This is a genomic window from Chitinophaga tropicalis, assembly GCF_009758205.1.
In the GTDB taxonomy this organism is placed as follows: Bacteria; Bacteroidota; Bacteroidia; order Chitinophagales; family Chitinophagaceae; genus Chitinophaga; species Chitinophaga tropicalis.
This window is the reverse complement of sequence record NZ_WRXN01000003.1, coordinates 12,315-27,726: the sequence shown is the minus strand read 5'-3', so window position 1 is coordinate 27,726 and position 15,412 is coordinate 12,315. Positions and strand designations below refer to the sequence as shown.

Here is a 15,412-nt window from a genome sequence, read left to right as displayed (position 1 = left end):
AGAAGTGGTGCTATCCTGAACTGTTAATAAAGTTAATAGAAATACTTATATATCAGGCAGAGCATAGTTTAATTTTTAGATACTTCCTGTTTCAGGCATGTCTGAAGCATGTCTGAAGCATGTTTAAAGCATGTTTAAAGCATGTTTAATGTATGTATTGCGGTATCACTTATGCACCACGGTACTTTCCAAAAGGAAGCACTATTAATATCCAAAAAACAAATTAAATGATTCCGAAATATGCGTTTTCTATAACATTTACCACATTTTGTCTATATTATACGTCGATTCAACCCAAAAGCCACGTATGAACCTTAGCAAAAACTCACAATCAATCTGGCAGGTGATCCTTGCTTCCTCTGCCGGAACGCTCATTGAATGGTATGACTTCTATATTTTCGGCAGTCTTTCCGCCATTATTTCACAGAAATTCTTTCCGCCCAGCAATCCTGACCTGGCCTATATAGCCACGCTGGCCACATTTGCGGTAGGGTTCATAGTAAGGCCGTTCGGCGCCATCGTATTTGGCCGTCTTGGAGACATCACAGGCCGGAAATATACTTTCCTGCTTACCCTGCTCATCATGGGCGGCTCCACCTTCGGCATAGGTCTTATACCCGGTTATGAAACCATAGGAATAATGGCGCCCATTTTAGTGCTGATACTTCGCCTCTTACAGGGCCTGGCTCTTGGGGGGGAATATGGAGGCGCTGCCACCTATGTGGCTGAACACTCCCCGCACGATAAAAGGGGCTATTATACCAGTTTCATACAAACGACGGCTACTCTGGGCCTCTTCGTCTCCCTGGCAGTGATCCTCATCACCCGCACCAGTATGACGCCGGAAAGCTTCAACGGCTGGGGATGGCGCATTCCATTCTGGCTTTCCGTATTGCTGGTCATCATGTCCTACTACATCAGGACCCGCCTGCAGGAATCTCCCCTCTTTGCAAAACTCAAAGCAGAAGGCAAAACTTCAGTCAATCCCATCAAAGAGAGCTTCGGTAAAAAAGAGAACCTCAGACTGGTATTGCTTGCGCTTTTCGGAGCTGCCATGGGTCAGGGAGTTGTCTGGTACACCGGCCAGTTCTATGCCCTGTCCTTCCTGCAAAAGACCATGCAGATAGAATTCATACAGTCCAATGTCATCATTGCCATTGCCCTGCTGCTGGGTACACCGTTCTTCGTTTACTTCGGCAAACTGTCCGACCGCATAGGACGTAAAAAGATCATGATGGCCGGCATGCTGATAGCAGCACTGGCTTATTATCCCATCTATGCAGGCATGGACCATATTGCCGACCTCAGTAAGAAAACGGAAGACAACTCTAAATATAATATTGAGAATACCATTACCCGGAATGACCACATGCAGAATGTTGAGAAATCAGTAAAAACGCATGTGTATACCGACGGAACAAAGGCCAGGGAAATAGAGATCAACACCGATGGAAAAACCGAAAAGTCCAAAGAAGTGATAGTAAGCACCACCCACCTCTGGCTGCTCATCCTGCTGGTATTTATACAGGTGATATTCGTAACAATGGTATACGGACCAATAGCGGCTTTCCTGGTGGAACTGTTCCCTACCAGGATACGCTATACTTCCATGTCATTACCTTATCATATCGGGAATGGTGTTTTCGGGGGATTGCTGCCCACAGTATCCACTCTCCTGGTTACACAAACACATAACCATCTTGCAGGGTTGATCTATCCCATCACAATAGCATTGCTATGTTGTATAATCGGCGTGATCTATATTAAAGATTACATGATCAACAACGATTAAGCTTTTTCAGGAGCAGGCCTGCTCACTCTTCATAAAAGCGAGGTGTAAATTCTCTCATAAAGCGGGATGCAAACTCTCTCAAAAAAGCGGGCCGGGGCCGCAGGCCCCCTTCCCCCTCAAAAAAAATGCTTTCGCCAAAGGCGAAAGCATTTTTTTTGAGCAGTTCCTCCTCACTAAACTACTGTGGATACAATATCCTCGTAGCAGTAACATCACCACTGGTAAAGCCATTCCAGTTCAGTACAAAAGAGTTCATTACTGAATTTGCATCTGTAGTAGGCGTACCTGGTATCAAAGTACCTGTGGTCTGGTTAGTGTGATAGAACCCAATGGTATGCCCTAACTCATGGGTAATAGCAAACAGCTTCTGGGTAGCAGGCAGACTGTTGTAGTTGCTGTTGATCTCAACACTCACACCAGGACGGCCATTTGAAGCAGGCAGATAAGCACGTGCAATCCAGCTGGCGCTTTCAAAGCCCATGAAAACACGGCAGTCAGAGTTGGCAGATGAAGTCACAATAGACATACCCAGCCTTGTGTTGGTAATGTTGTTCCAGTTAGCCACAGCACCCTGTATAGCAGTTCTCCATGCAGCAGGAACAGCAGGATCAATATAGAGCCTGATGTTGGTGTTGTAGGTATTGCTTACCAGGTAAGGGCCTCTCCGGTGCTCATCTGAAGGACCGGATTTAGCTTCTTCAGCTACACGCGCTTCCAGGTCAGCCCTGGAAATCAGGATGTCGCTGTCAATAATGAACTGATCGCCTTTCACAACGATCTTGTTCTTTTCAAAACCTTTTCCTTCAAGATAACTGATCAGTGCTTCAACTTTCGCGTCCGGCTGCTCTACTGCCGGAACATCGTTTGATTTGCTACAGGAGAAAAGAAAGAGAGAGGCTACAATCGCCAGCAATGCCAGCGGGCTCACGCAGAAATGGGTTTTCTTTCGCATACAAATTGGGTTTGATTTGAGGGTAATTCAATGCCACGAATATGATAAAATTTCGAAAGGAATAGCTTCATGGATTTTAACCCCAGGCAGCAGGATATTAACCCTGCCGGATCCGGAAGAATTACAGAACTGCTCTTTAAAAACAACAAAAAGCACCCACTACAGCGGATTTCAGAATTCCCCGACAGCAGGTTTTAATGCAGTGTTATGCGATGGTATTATTGCCCTTCAAAATACTTTAACGCGGTTTCCAACCGTAAAAACGGATAATCCTTCATTAATTTCTGCGTCTTTCCCGCATACGTTTGCAGGAACTTTTTATGCTGTATACTCCCGGGATTAAACGGTTTGTGCTGCATAGCCCTGTTGATCTCTCCTACTACAGACAATAACCGCTGTCCCTCTTCACTGACACAGGCAGCCGTAAAATGCTCCCATACATAGTTAACAGCCATTTCATTAGGATGTACGAGATCTTCCTTAAAGAACCGGTAATCACGCAGATCATCTATCACCAGCTCATAGGCCGGGAAATAATACAGGCGGTCAAATTTATTGACCATATGATGTACCGCCTGCAGCAATATAGCTTTACTGAGATTATTCTCAATCACACCATCCCTGGCATAACGCACAGGGCTTATGGTAAATAATATCTTCACTTTCCTGTTACGGAAAAAAAGCCTGTGCATGGTATTATCCAGGGCAGAGATGATCTCCTGTACAGTAAGTAGTCTTTTAGTAAAAGCGGATGATGGTACTTTATGACAATTTCCCACTAAACGGCTCCCTTCCTGTAAAGTATAGGCGTGGGCCGAGCCCAGTGTAATGATCAGCCAGTCAGCTTCCTCCAGCCGTTGAGCGGCCGCCTGCTGCGCAGTATTGATACCTGCCAGCACCGCCTGTTTATCTGTAGCCGAGAAACGGCTGTGATGGTCCCAGCTATGCCAGAGCTCCCCATGCAGGAACAGGTCTTCCTCCGTATACTGTTTCCCATCCAGGTAACTGTTCAGCGAATGAGTAATACTGAGAGGATTATAAAGTATGCCATGCGGATTGATCAGCGTATCAAAAGAATGCTGCTCCAGTTTTGTCCCTATTTCTTCAGCAAAACAGGAACCCATAAGCAACAGCCGGTCCGTGTACTGAACAGGAACGGGTAATGGTGATACCGGGAATGTAAGGCGAAAGTTTGTCATTACTAGTAAAAAATACGGTCTGCCATTCTCTGAGCTACTCCAAGGGCTTCAAGATCAAGCCCGGTAGCTTCATGATGATCTACACAAAAATCCAGCAGCCTTTCGGTCGACAGGTTACCCACCAGCTCATCTTTAGCCATAGGACAGCCTCCTATACCTTTGATAGCGCTGTCAAACCGGCGGCAGCCCTCCTTATAGGCGGCAGCTACTTTTTCCTCCCAGTTATGCGGAGCAGAATGGAAGTGCGCGCCAAATTCCACTACCGGGTAAGCAGGTATCAGGGTGGAAAACAACCTGCTGATAACGTCAGGAGTAGCTACCCCAACGGTATCTGCCAGGGAAATAGTTACAATGTCCATCTTCACCAGCTCATCTACCCATCTTAACGCAATCTCCTCATCATAGGGATCGCCATAGGGATTGCCAAACCCCATGGAAATATAAACCACCAGCTGCTTGCTGTTCTTGATACAAAGCTCCTGTAAGCCATCTACCAGCTCCAGCGATGCCGCGATCGTTTTATTGGTATTACGCAGCTGGAATGTCTCTGAAATAGAAAAAGGATATCCCAGGTAATCTATCTGATCAAATACCACAGCTTCTTCCCCACCCCGCTGATTAGCTACTATAGCCAGCAACTTACTTTTAGTGGCTGACATATCCAGCCGGGACAACACCTCGGCCGTATCTGCCATTTGAGGAATAGCCTTGGGCGATACAAAGCTGCCGCAATCAAGCGTATTAAATCCGGCTTTGAGCAGGGCATTCAGATAATCTACCTTCTCATTCGTACTAATTTGCCTGTGCCAGCCCTGCATGGCATCACGTGGACATTCGATCAGTTTCATTTTGCTGGTGATTTTTATGCGCCCCTTTGCTTCATGGCTTCATATAAAATGATGCCTGCTGCAACAGATACGTTGAAAGACTCAAAATTACCGCTCATAGGAATGTGAAAAAGGGTGTCAGCAGCTTTCATCAGCGCCGGATATACACCTTTATCCTCCGACCCCATGATCACAGCTACAGGTTCCTGCAGCTGACAGTCATAGAGTTTGGTCTCCGCCTCCATCTCACTGGCCAGCACCTTGATACCATTCAGGTGAAGGGTATCTACCGCCTTCAGCAGGCTGTTAACACGGCATATGGAAATACGCTCCAGCGCTCCCGCCGATGATTTGATGGCTTCTTCATTCAATGCAGCGATCCCTTTATCGGGTATGATTATAGCCTGCGCCCCGCAGCAGACAGCGCTGCGTGCAATGGCGCCTATATTACGTACATCGGTGATCCCGTCCAGGATCAGGAATAACGGTGTCTCTCCCTGCTCGGTCACGTGAGAGATCACATCCTGCAGGTCAAGGTAGCTGATATGCCCGGTAATGGCAATGCAGCCCTGGTGATTGGCATTGGTAAGGCTGTTCAGCTTCTCTGCCGGTACTGTATTGATCGGGATATTGTATTGTGCCGCCAGTTGCCTGATCTGGGGGATAATGTCCCCGCTGGCGTTGCGAAGCAGGTAGATCCTCTCGATCGCTTTACCTGCATTGATTGCTTCCACTACCGGTTGCCGCCCTATTACCATAGATGATGCCTTTGGCTTAGGGGCATGCTGCCTGGTGGAATGCTGCCGGAACCCTCCCGGCTTAGATCTTCTTTGTTCCATTACTGCAAAGAACGGAATTTAAGTAATACGGTTTTATTTATTTCTTTTACCGATTACACCCCTAAAAACCTTCTCAAAAAAAATAGCGCCGCAGGCCCACTCTCAAAAAAAGCGATTTCGCCAAAGGCGAAATCGCTTTTTTTGAGCAGTTTCTCCGCTCTTATAACTCCCCTTCCAACATCATCAATTTCACCTTCTGAATAGCCGCTACTGAAAGCGAATCCGTAATCTCATGCCTCTTCACCATCTGGTACGCCTCTTCAAAAGGCACCTTCTTCGTTACCAGCTGCTCCGTCTCCTCCGGCTCCGCCACACGCTGTTCCAGCTCCCTTGCCAGGTAAATGATGCCCGCTTCATCACATACCGAATTGGAGAGATGCATCTTTACAATAGGTACCCAGCTTTTAGCCACAAGGCCGGTCTCTTCCAGCAGCTCCCTTTTGGCCGCTTCCAGGGTATCTTCCCCTTCAGCCCCTCCGCCCTCAGGTATTTCCCAGCTGAACTGCTCCAGCGGGAAACGGAACTGCCCTACCAGGTAGGTATTATTCTGCTCATCCAGGGCAATTACCCCTACAGCCGCATTCTTAAAATGTACCACCCCATAAATCCCCTTCCCTCCGGAGGGGTTCAGTACCTGGTGTTCTGTAACCTGTATCCACTTGTTGTCGTATTTCTGCTCGCTGGACAAAATAGTCCACGGGTTATGATGTAAATCCATGACACAAAGAAAACAAAAAAAAACCGCCTCGTATAGAACGAGACGGTGTCAACCAGATGTACGGCGGTAAATACCTTTGAACATCATACCTAAATCTAAATCGTATCTTCAGTATTAACTTTCACTTGTAATAGGTGGTGTTTTAAATGAGATAAATAGTCCGTCACTAAAAATTCCAGTGTCACCGGTTCCCGATCATTAATTCTACATTTATGCTGCAATACAGAGGGTGGCATGGCGCGTATAGTAAACGCCAGATGCCTGTTAAAATTCGCCCACAGATCAATAAGTTCACGCCAACTGCTAAACTGCCATGCTTGTCCCTTCACCCAGAAATCCTGGTTATATCCCGGGATCTCCAACAAAGATATTTCTTGTAAACGTATAAAACGAACATTATTATTAATTGCTGAATCGATCAGGTGACCAATTATTTCTTTCGGGCTCCATTTGCCGCCCCCGGGCCTGTCTGCCGCCGCTTTATCAGAGATTTCCTGCAACTGCGGTACAGCTTTATTAATTGTTTCAGTCAACTTATCTGCTATAACATAATGCACATTCTCTTCCCCAAAAATAAGCTCCATTTTGATAGAACAGCGTTTATACCTTCCCGGTTCCACGGGTATTTCCCTGAAACCAAGACGCTGATACATCGTCAATGCCGGCACCAGACTGGTATTGGAGTACAGCACCACTCTTTTGTACCCCTTCTCTTTTGCCAGGGAAATAATTCCTTCCGCCAGCCGCCAACCTATCTTGTACCCCTGGTAAGCCTCATCTACCGCCATCTTTGTCATCTCCACCGTATCCGCATCAACTGGTTTTATCGCTACGGTACCTACAATATTCTCTTCAGCAACGGCAAACAGGATGTTGCCTCCTGCCTGGATTATATACTTATCAGGTTGTCCGAGCACTTCAATGTCCTTCGGCTCCACTGTGAAATATTTTTTTATCCAGTGCATATTAAGCCGTTCAAAATGATGCTGCAGTTCCGGCCTGTAGCCAATCAGCCTTACTTCCTTATTAATTACTGTGCTCATATTTACGTTTGTTTATTATTACAGCCCTGTTCACGATAAAAACGCCTGCCAGTGTCACCATGCAGAAAATGCCCGTGGTCCAGTTCAGATGCTCTTTCAGTATCAGCCATCCCAGCAACACCGCCACTATCGGGTTAATATATGCATACACGGAAGCCAGCGAAGGAGGCAGGTTATTCAGCACAAATACATAGGCGGAATATCCCAGTATGGAACCAAAGAGTATCAGGTACAGCAAGCTGCCCCACAGCTCCAGGTTAAGCGCGGCCGCAGGAAATGACTGCCCCATGAACACAGCTGCTATCACCATAACAATACCACTGAACAACATCTGGAAACCTGCACCATACAGGAAATTCACCTTCAATGCCCAACGGGCCGTCAACACAGAGCCCAATGCCCAGCTTATACAGGCAATAAGTGACAGGAAAATGCCAAATCGGAATTCCGGGTTCATCATATTGGCCAGGTAATCATAAAAGATACCGCCCACACCTAAAAGCCCTATTGCCATACCAGCTATCAGCAATAATGAAAACCGGTTCCGCTGTACCAGAAAATAACTGAAGAAAGTGATCCAGATAGGTACTGTTGCAACAATGATCGCACACAATCCGCTGGGTATATATTGCAAAGCCCAGGTAAGCAGTCCGTTACTCAGACATAACATCATCACTCCTATAATGAATAAACGGGACAGGATGATCTTATCAGGCAGTTTATATCCCTTCAGCAAGAAAAATGAGGTCAGTAAAATTCCCGCTATTGTTTGCCGTACCCCGGCCAGCATGATCCCATGCACATGTCTTACTCCGATCCTGGATGCGAGGTACGTGGTACCCCAGAAAAAACATACTACCACCAGCGCCACATAAGCGCTTGTGCTTGACTTTTTCATACTCTTTGGTTGTTACATATATATCCGTAAAAAAATTCGATGCTTCACACTCCCTCATGATAAGTATACAACACCGGGGTATGCACTGTGCTTCCTTTTTTCGCGAAAATGCCGGTCGGGAATGATAAGACAAAATTGATATATTTCCGGCATATAAAACAGATTCAGTTTTGAGAATTTCAACCAGATCAGATTAAACTGGTCCGGTTCACTTCATCACATGAAAATGGGATTAAAACAATTCTAAAGGGCCTCCAAACCTGTGCTTTATCTCATGCTCCAACAACCACTTCTTCCGCCACAACCCGCCGGCATAGCCCACCAGCGTACCATTGCTGCCAATCACCCGGTGACAGGGAACTACAATAGCTATGTGGTTCTTACCATTAGTTGTGCCTACCGCACGGATGCTCTTAGGGTTATTGAGCCGTTTGGCCAGCTGCATATAGGAAATGGTCTGGCCATAGGGTATCTTCGTCAGCTCATTCCATACAGACAGCTGAAACTCCGTTCCCTCCTGCTCTACAGGGAAAGTAAATTCTCTCAGCGTACCATCAAAATAAGCTTTCAGTTCTTCAATACATAAGCGAAAAATATCGGGTACCATATCAGATGGAGGGAATACGCCATCTTCTCTGAAACTCAGGGTATTAATGGCTGTTGCTGTTCCCCTGATAGTTAAAGGGCCAACGGGGCTATCTATTATGTGAGTGTACGTTTCCATTGATCAGTATAATGAACGCCATAAATAAAATGTTGCATAAGCAGCATGCTGCTCCCAATGCCGGGTATATTCTCTTACCTCTGTAACAGATGGCTTGGCTGCCAGTTGCAGCTGCTGCTTCAGGGCATTGTGCAATCCGGCATCTTCCAGCGGCAACGCCTGCAGGTACCGGTTGTATTTCATCAGTACATAATTGGCAGACCAGTTACCAATTCCCCTGAAAGAAACCAGGTGCTCCCGGGCCTGTATATAGTCCATTGTCTGCAGCTTTTCTACTGACAAACAACCATCTGCCATTGACTGCGCCAGCCTGATAATATAATCTGCCTTACTCCTGGAAAACTGCATGGAGATCAGGCTGGCAGGCTCCAGCGCAGCAACTACGGCCGGATGCGGGTATACAAAATGGTCCTTTCCATCCACTACGGTATGATGCCCAAAAGCCTGTATAAACCGTTGCCGCAACGTATACGCAAAAGCCAGTGTGATCTGCTGCCCCGTAATACTCCACGTAAGCGCTTCAAACAGGTCCGGGATGCCGATCAGCCTCAATCCCCGGTAACGCTTCACCAGCGGAGCCAGCACAGCATCCTTCGCAGCAAAGCCATAAAAACTTTTCATGTTACCGTCCAGGTGCAACCAATGTGTGATATAACTGCGGATATATGCTTCATCCACATTAGCCTGCTCAGGATATACCACCGTTGCAGTAAGCGATTTTCCCGCAGGATTATCCCTGATCTCCACCAGTACAGGCGTACCTTCTGTTACTATCATCTTCTGGATCACCCCGTTCTGCACATAATGCAGACATTCCTTCTCAGAACGGCCAAGAAATACCAGGCATTCCGCAAAGGAAAAATTAGCATGGTCAGTGACAGGTATATTTATTTCCAATCCTCTCATCAGCGTAAAATTAAAAGAATAAATAACAAAAGATACGTGCAGGAAAAAGATAGCAAGAAACGGGTAAAACAGATCTCATTTTCGTATTTTTGACCAGATCAGAATCTACTGCCATGATAAAAACAGCGGAACATCTTTACATACAGATAGCTGAAAAACTGGAGCTTCTCATTGAAAAAGAAGTGCTGAAAATAGGAGACAAGCTCCCCTCCGTCCGCACCATGAGCGAAGAACAGGGAGTAAGCATGAGCACGGCATTCCAGGCATACTACCACCTGGAATCAAAAGGGCTGATCGAATCCAGGCCCAAATCCGGGTACTATGTGATTTTCAGTCCCCGCAGACTGCCTGAAATGCCCAAAAAATGCGAGGCGGTAAGAGACGCCTGTGAAGTAAGCGTACATGAGATGATCTCTACTGTTTCTCAATCTATGTCCAACCAGGAGATTACCCGCTTCACCTCTGCTGCACCGCCTGAAAGCCTGCTGCCGGCAGCCAAAATATCCAAAGCCATGATCCAGGCCCTGCGCAAAACACCTTATGCCGGCGTAGGATACGAGCCCGTACAGGGCAATCCCGGCCTTCGCAGGCAGATAGCCAGGCATTCAGTGCTTTGGGGCGGAGCCGTAAGCGAAGATGATGTGGTAACCACTTCCGGCTGTATGGACGCCCTTACCCTCTGCCTCTCCGCCATCACGCAACCGGGAGATACCATTGCATTGGAAAGCCCCTCCTACTACGGCTCCCTGCAGCTGGCGGAAAGCCTGGGCCTGAAAGTACTGGAAGTACCTACTGACCCTACTACGGGAGTAGACCTGGATTACCTCGACAAAGCCATTCCCCGGCATAAAATCAAGGCCTGCCTGTTTGTGACTAACTTTACCAACCCGCTGGGCGCCTGTATGCCAGACAAACATAAACAACAGTTGGTACGCATCCTGGAGAAATATGAGATACCACTGATCGAAGATGATATTTACGGAGATATGTACTTTGGTAAAGAACGGCCCGCAGTATGCAAGTCATTCGATACCAGCGGGCTTGTCCTTCTCTGTAATTCCTTTTCCAAATCTGTTGCCCCTGGTTACCGCGTAGGCTGGACCCTGCCTGGCAGGTACAAGGAAAAGATCTTACAGATGAAACGAAATCACTCCATTTCATCTCCTTCCCTGCCAGGTGCAGCCATCGCCTGCTTCCTTGAAAACGGCCGTTACGAGCACCACCTGCGCAGCATGCGTAAGATCCTGCATACACAGTATATGAGACATTTACAGGCTATCAGGGACTATTTCCCGGAAGATTGCTGTGTAACCCGTCCGCAAGGCGGATTTGTGCTCTGGGTGGAACTGGATCCGGCCGTCAATACATATGAGCTGTACGAGCTTGCCCTCAGGCAGAAAGTCTCTTTTGCTCCCGGCAGGATCTTCTCCCTGCAGGACCGGTACAACAACTGTATGCGCATCAGCTACAGCAATCCGTGGAGCAAACAGATCGATGACGGTCTGAAAACACTGGGAAGACTGATCAGGAAACTGGCTTAAGTGATAAAATAAAGCCGGGATATGACTATCCCGGCTTATTGCTTAAACCTACAACTGTTACACACTGTAACATAATGTCTTTAAGAAGTCTTCCTGTAATTAAGTATAGCCCATCCATTCAAAACTACTGCAAACATCACCTCTACCAGCAACTGGAACTGTATATCACTGAACTTACTGCCCTTCAGCACTATCATCCTCACCACTTCCACAAAATGCGTTACAGGCGTCAGCATAGCTATCACCTTTGCCCAGCCCGGCATATTATCTACAGATACAAACAAACCACTCATCAGCATAAAGATCATGATAAAGAAAAAGGCTACAAACATGGCCTGCAGCTGATTATCGCTATAGGTGGAGATCAGCAGCCCAAACCCCAGCAATGCTACCAGGTAAACGGCCAGGAACATATACAGCAATGCCAGGTTACCCACAGGGATGATACCATATACCAGTCTTGCCAGTAATAATCCCAGTGTAAAATCCACCATACCTATCACCCAGAAAGGGATCATCTTCCCCATAATAAATTGCCATTTCTTCACCGGTGTTACATTGATCTGCTCAATAGTACCTATTTCTTTCTCCTTCACTATGTTTAATGCAGCAATGAACCCGCATACCATTGTCACCAGCAATACCAGTATACCCGGCACCATAAACAACCGGTAATTCATATAAGGATTGAACCAGTTGGAGAACCTTAAGTCCACCGTTCCTGCTGCTGCCGGTTGCGCCGGCAGCCATTTAAGCCGCACTTCATTGTTATAATCTGCCAGTATAGAAGTCAGGTAAGCGCTGCCCAGACCAGCTTTCGTGCCATTGATGGCATCAGCGGCCAGGTAGATGAATGCCTTGTTCTCCTTCACCAGGTCCTGCTCAAAATGTGCAGGCACTTCCATAATAATATCTGCCTTCTCCCGCTCTATCTGGCGTAATGCCGGTGTATAGTCATTATGGTACCCCGTAATATGAAAATAACCGGAAGATGCTATTTTAGACACCAGCTGCTGTGTATAAGTGGAATGGTCCCTGTCTACCACCGCCAGGTTGATGTTCTTCACATCAAAGTTGGCCGCCAGCGGCATGATGAGCAGCTGGATCAGCGGCAGTATGAATATAACAGGCAAAAGTCCCTTATCGCGAAATATCTGCCTGAACTCTTTTTCCAGTAATAAACGCAATGTTCTCATGCCAGACGGGTTTTAAAAGTTTTAATACTGATAGTGAGCAATACCACCGTCATACCAGCCAGCACCAGCGATTCTTTCCAGATAACACCCGGTCCCAGCCCTTTTAGCATAACAGCTTTCACTATCATATAATACCAGCGGGAAGGCACCAGGTTGGAAATCACCTGCAACGGCACAGGCATGTTCTCCAGCGGGAAAATAAAACCCGTAAAGAGAATGGTAGGCAGCATCATACCCATCATAGATACCAGCATGGCCATCTGCTGGGAAGAGGTAACACTGGAGATAAGCAATCCCAGGGAAAGACAGGTGATGATGAACAACATACTTTCCAGGAATAACAGTGGCAGGCTTCCCCTTACGGGCATCTCCAGCAGGAAGACGCTCAGCAGCAGGATAATAACAAAGTCTGTCAGCGCCAGCACCAGGTAAGGCACTGCTTTAGCCAGGACCACATAGGTAGGCTTAAAGGGCGACACCAGCAGTATCTCCATCGTGCCCATTTCCTTCTCTCTTACAATAGATACAGAAGTCAGCGTAGTACAGATGATCATCAGCACAAGCGCCATTACACCGGGCACAAAGTTCATGGAACCATTCATCTCCGGGTTGTACAACATACGGGTGAGCGGCTCAATACGCAAGGGTACATTAGCTGTGGGATACAGGTCCTGCTGATAATCTGTCGCGATGGCCGTCAGGTAATTCGTTAATGTTTTGGCGGTATTGGGATCTGAAGCATCTGCAATGATCTGCAGCTGTGCGCTATTGCCATGCAACAGGTCATTACCAAAACCGGCGGGGATCACCACTACACACTTCACCTTCCCTTTCCGGAAGGCAGCCTCTATCTCATTATCTGCCAGCGCAACACTGTTGATAGTAAAGTATTTGCTGGCGGCTATGCGGGATATCAGCTGTTCTGAAGCTGCGTCCTTTGCGTGGTCAGCTATCACTATCTGCGCGTTCTTGATCTCTGTGGTCAGCGCATACCCGAACAGGAGTATCTGCATAATGGGCAGGCCAAACAGGATCAGCAGGGTACGTCTGTCCCTGAATACGTGGTGAAATTCTTTTCTGACAAATACCATGAACTGTTTCATGCGTATAATAAGGTTTAATCGGCCGAACGCTTTGCGCTACGTGCCAGTGCATAAAAAACTTCATCCATGCTTGTTGCCCTGAACTGCTGCTTCAGGTTGGCCGGTGTGTCCAGCGCATCTATACGGCCATCTACCATAATAGAGATACGGTTACAATACTCCGCTTCATCCATATAGTGAGTGGTCACGAAAATGGTGATGCCCTTTTCTGCCGCAGCATAGATCAGGTCCCAGAATTGCCGGCGGGTAACAGGGTCTACACCACCCGTAGGCTCATCCAGGAAAACGATACGGGGCTGATGGATAATGGCCACAGAGAAAGCCAGTTTCTGCTTCCAGCCAAGAGGCAGGCTGCCTACCATTTTCTTCACCTCATTTTCCATTCCCAGCTGAGTGATCAGCTCATCACCCTTCTCTTTCAGCTGACGGTCAGACAAACCATATACGCCACCGTAAAAGCGGATGTTCTCCTTTACAGTAAGACTCTCATATAAAGAGAACTTCTGGCTCATATAACCTATATTCCGTTTGATAGCCTCCTGTTGCTTAAACACGTTATATCCCGCTACAGCCGCCTCTCCGGATGTGGGATAGGAAAGACCGCACAACATACGCATGGCTGTTGTCTTACCGGCGCCATTGGCGCCCAGGAACCCGAAGATCTCTCCCTGATCAACATCAAAAGAAATGTTGTTCACGGCAATGAAATCCCCGAAACGTTTAGTCAGTCCTTTGCAGACAATTGCTCTTTCATTCATTGGTGTGTAGTTGTCAGTAAGCGGATAAAACAATCCTCTATATCAGGCTTGATCTTTTTTAAAATGATGTCCTTATGCCCCTTCCCTTCCAGGAATGCCAGCAGATGTTCTTCACTCCCGCTCCTGAATACCATGTGCAGGTATTCACCTGCAGCATAACATTGCCCAACACCTTCAAACCCTCTTACATCATTCAGCAGATGAGGAATATGAGCAGCCTTCAAGGCATACAACTGTCCCGGATAGGCGTTAATGATAGCATCCGGTGTATCAATCGAGAGTATACTTCCTGCCTGTATCAGCGCAATTCTTTCACAACGGCGGGCCTCGTCCATATAGGGAGTGGAAACAACGATGGTAATACCCTGCTGCTTCAGCTGCTGCAGCATATCCCAGAACTCGCGCCTTGAAACGGCATCTACTCCTGTTGTCGGCTCATCGAGGAACAATACTTCCGGTTTATGCACCAATGCACAGCAGAGCGCCAGTTTCTGCTTCATACCGCCAGACAATTTACCCGCCCTTCTGTCTTTGAACGGCGCTATCTGCCGGTATATATCCTTTATCAGCTCATAGTTGGCAGCTACTGTAGTGCCGAACAGGGTAGCAAAAAAGGTAAGGTTCTCTTCTATGGTCAGGTCCTGGTACAACGAAAACCTGCCCGGCATATACCCTACACTGCTTCTTATCCGGTGATAGTCCTTTACTACATCTAATCCTCCTACAGTGGCAGTTCCTTCGTCTGCCAGCAACAGGGTGGTGAGAATACGGAAGATAGTAGACTTCCCGGCCCCATCAGGACCTATCAATCCAAACAGCTCTCCTTTGTTCACAGAAAAGGAAACGTCTTTCAACGCAGGTGTTGCCCCCTTTCCATAAGTCTTACTGATATTGTGAAGTGTAACTGTTTCCATGA

15 protein-coding genes are annotated in these 15,412 nt (G+C 47.1%); 2 read left to right on the top strand and 13 right to left on the bottom strand.

Annotated elements, in window-relative coordinates; all coding sequences use genetic code 11:
- The first annotated feature begins 307 nt into the window (after positions 1 to 307).
- A complete protein-coding gene (locus GO493_RS08285; RefSeq protein WP_157305678.1) occupies positions 308 to 1,792 on the top strand; it encodes an MFS transporter in 1,485 nt (494 codons plus the stop codon).
- Positions 1,793 to 1,970: 178 nt separating this feature from the next.
- Here the strand turns inward: GO493_RS08285 and GO493_RS08280 are convergent, their stop codons facing one another.
- The 9 genes from GO493_RS08280 to GO493_RS08240 form a co-directional block, all read right to left on the bottom strand.
- A complete protein-coding gene (locus GO493_RS08280) occupies positions 1,971 to 2,744 on the bottom strand; it encodes a M57 family metalloprotease (protein WP_157305677.1) in 774 nt (257 codons plus the stop codon).
- A 218-nt stretch (positions 2,745 to 2,962) separates the two neighbouring features.
- On the bottom strand, positions 2,963 to 3,943 hold the full coding sequence (locus tag GO493_RS08275) for a GSCFA domain-containing protein (protein ID WP_157305676.1): 981 nt from the start codon (positions 3,941 to 3,943) through the stop codon (positions 2,963 to 2,965).
- Between the two features lie 2 nt (positions 3,944 to 3,945).
- A complete protein-coding gene (locus GO493_RS08270; protein ID WP_157305675.1) occupies positions 3,946 to 4,791 on the bottom strand; it encodes a hydroxymethylglutaryl-CoA lyase in 846 nt (281 codons plus the stop codon).
- Positions 4,792 to 4,805: 14 nt separating this feature from the next.
- Complete coding sequence (gene rlmB / locus GO493_RS08265) at positions 4,806 to 5,609, bottom strand: 23S rRNA (guanosine(2251)-2'-O)-methyltransferase RlmB (protein ID WP_157305674.1); 804 nt, start codon at positions 5,607 to 5,609, stop codon at positions 4,806 to 4,808.
- Positions 5,610 to 5,769: 160 nt separating this feature from the next.
- On the bottom strand, positions 5,770 to 6,327 hold the full coding sequence (locus GO493_RS08260; protein ID WP_157305673.1) for an NUDIX domain-containing protein: 558 nt from the start codon (positions 6,325 to 6,327) through the stop codon (positions 5,770 to 5,772).
- 95 nt (positions 6,328 to 6,422) lie between these two features.
- On the bottom strand, positions 6,423 to 7,370 hold the full coding sequence (locus tag GO493_RS08255; protein WP_157305672.1) for a GNAT family N-acetyltransferase: 948 nt from the start codon (positions 7,368 to 7,370) through the stop codon (positions 6,423 to 6,425).
- Complete coding sequence (locus GO493_RS08250; RefSeq protein WP_157305671.1) at positions 7,354 to 8,268, bottom strand: EamA family transporter; 915 nt, start codon at positions 8,266 to 8,268, stop codon at positions 7,354 to 7,356. Before GO493_RS08250 ends, GO493_RS08255 begins: the two co-directional genes overlap by 17 nt.
- Before the next feature lie 232 nt (positions 8,269 to 8,500).
- Positions 8,501 to 8,992: a methylated-DNA--[protein]-cysteine S-methyltransferase gene (locus tag GO493_RS08245; protein ID WP_157305670.1), complete on the bottom strand. Its 492-nt coding sequence runs from the start codon at positions 8,990 to 8,992 to the stop codon at positions 8,501 to 8,503.
- Between the two features lie 3 nt (positions 8,993 to 8,995).
- Positions 8,996 to 9,898 (bottom strand): DNA-3-methyladenine glycosylase family protein, encoded by a 903-nt coding sequence (locus GO493_RS08240; protein ID WP_157305669.1) that lies wholly within the window; start codon positions 9,896 to 9,898, stop codon positions 8,996 to 8,998.
- A gap of 113 nt (positions 9,899 to 10,011) precedes the next feature.
- Between GO493_RS08240 and GO493_RS08235 the strand changes: the two genes are divergently transcribed.
- A complete protein-coding gene (locus tag GO493_RS08235; protein ID WP_157305668.1) occupies positions 10,012 to 11,439 on the top strand; it encodes an aminotransferase-like domain-containing protein in 1,428 nt (475 codons plus the stop codon).
- Between the two features lie 80 nt (positions 11,440 to 11,519).
- Here the strand turns inward: GO493_RS08235 and GO493_RS08230 are convergent, their stop codons facing one another.
- Genes GO493_RS08230 through GO493_RS08215 form a run of 4 tightly spaced genes read right to left on the bottom strand, consistent with a single transcriptional unit; the run spans position 11,520 to position 15,410 of the window.
- Positions 11,520 to 12,635 carry an ABC transporter permease gene (locus tag GO493_RS08230; RefSeq protein WP_157305667.1) on the bottom strand — a complete coding sequence of 372 codons (1,116 nt, stop codon included), beginning with the start codon at positions 12,633 to 12,635 and terminating at the stop codon, positions 11,520 to 11,522.
- On the bottom strand, positions 12,632 to 13,738 hold the full coding sequence (locus GO493_RS08225; RefSeq protein WP_157305666.1) for an ABC transporter permease: 1,107 nt from the start codon (positions 13,736 to 13,738) through the stop codon (positions 12,632 to 12,634). Before GO493_RS08225 ends, GO493_RS08230 begins: the two co-directional genes overlap by 4 nt.
- Before the next feature lie 14 nt (positions 13,739 to 13,752).
- Positions 13,753 to 14,496: an ABC transporter ATP-binding protein gene (locus tag GO493_RS08220; RefSeq protein WP_157305665.1), complete on the bottom strand. Its 744-nt coding sequence runs from the start codon at positions 14,494 to 14,496 to the stop codon at positions 13,753 to 13,755.
- Complete coding sequence (locus GO493_RS08215; RefSeq protein ID WP_157305664.1) at positions 14,493 to 15,410, bottom strand: ABC transporter ATP-binding protein; 918 nt, start codon at positions 15,408 to 15,410, stop codon at positions 14,493 to 14,495. Before GO493_RS08215 ends, GO493_RS08220 begins: the two co-directional genes overlap by 4 nt.
- Positions 15,411 to 15,412 lie beyond the last annotated feature (2 nt).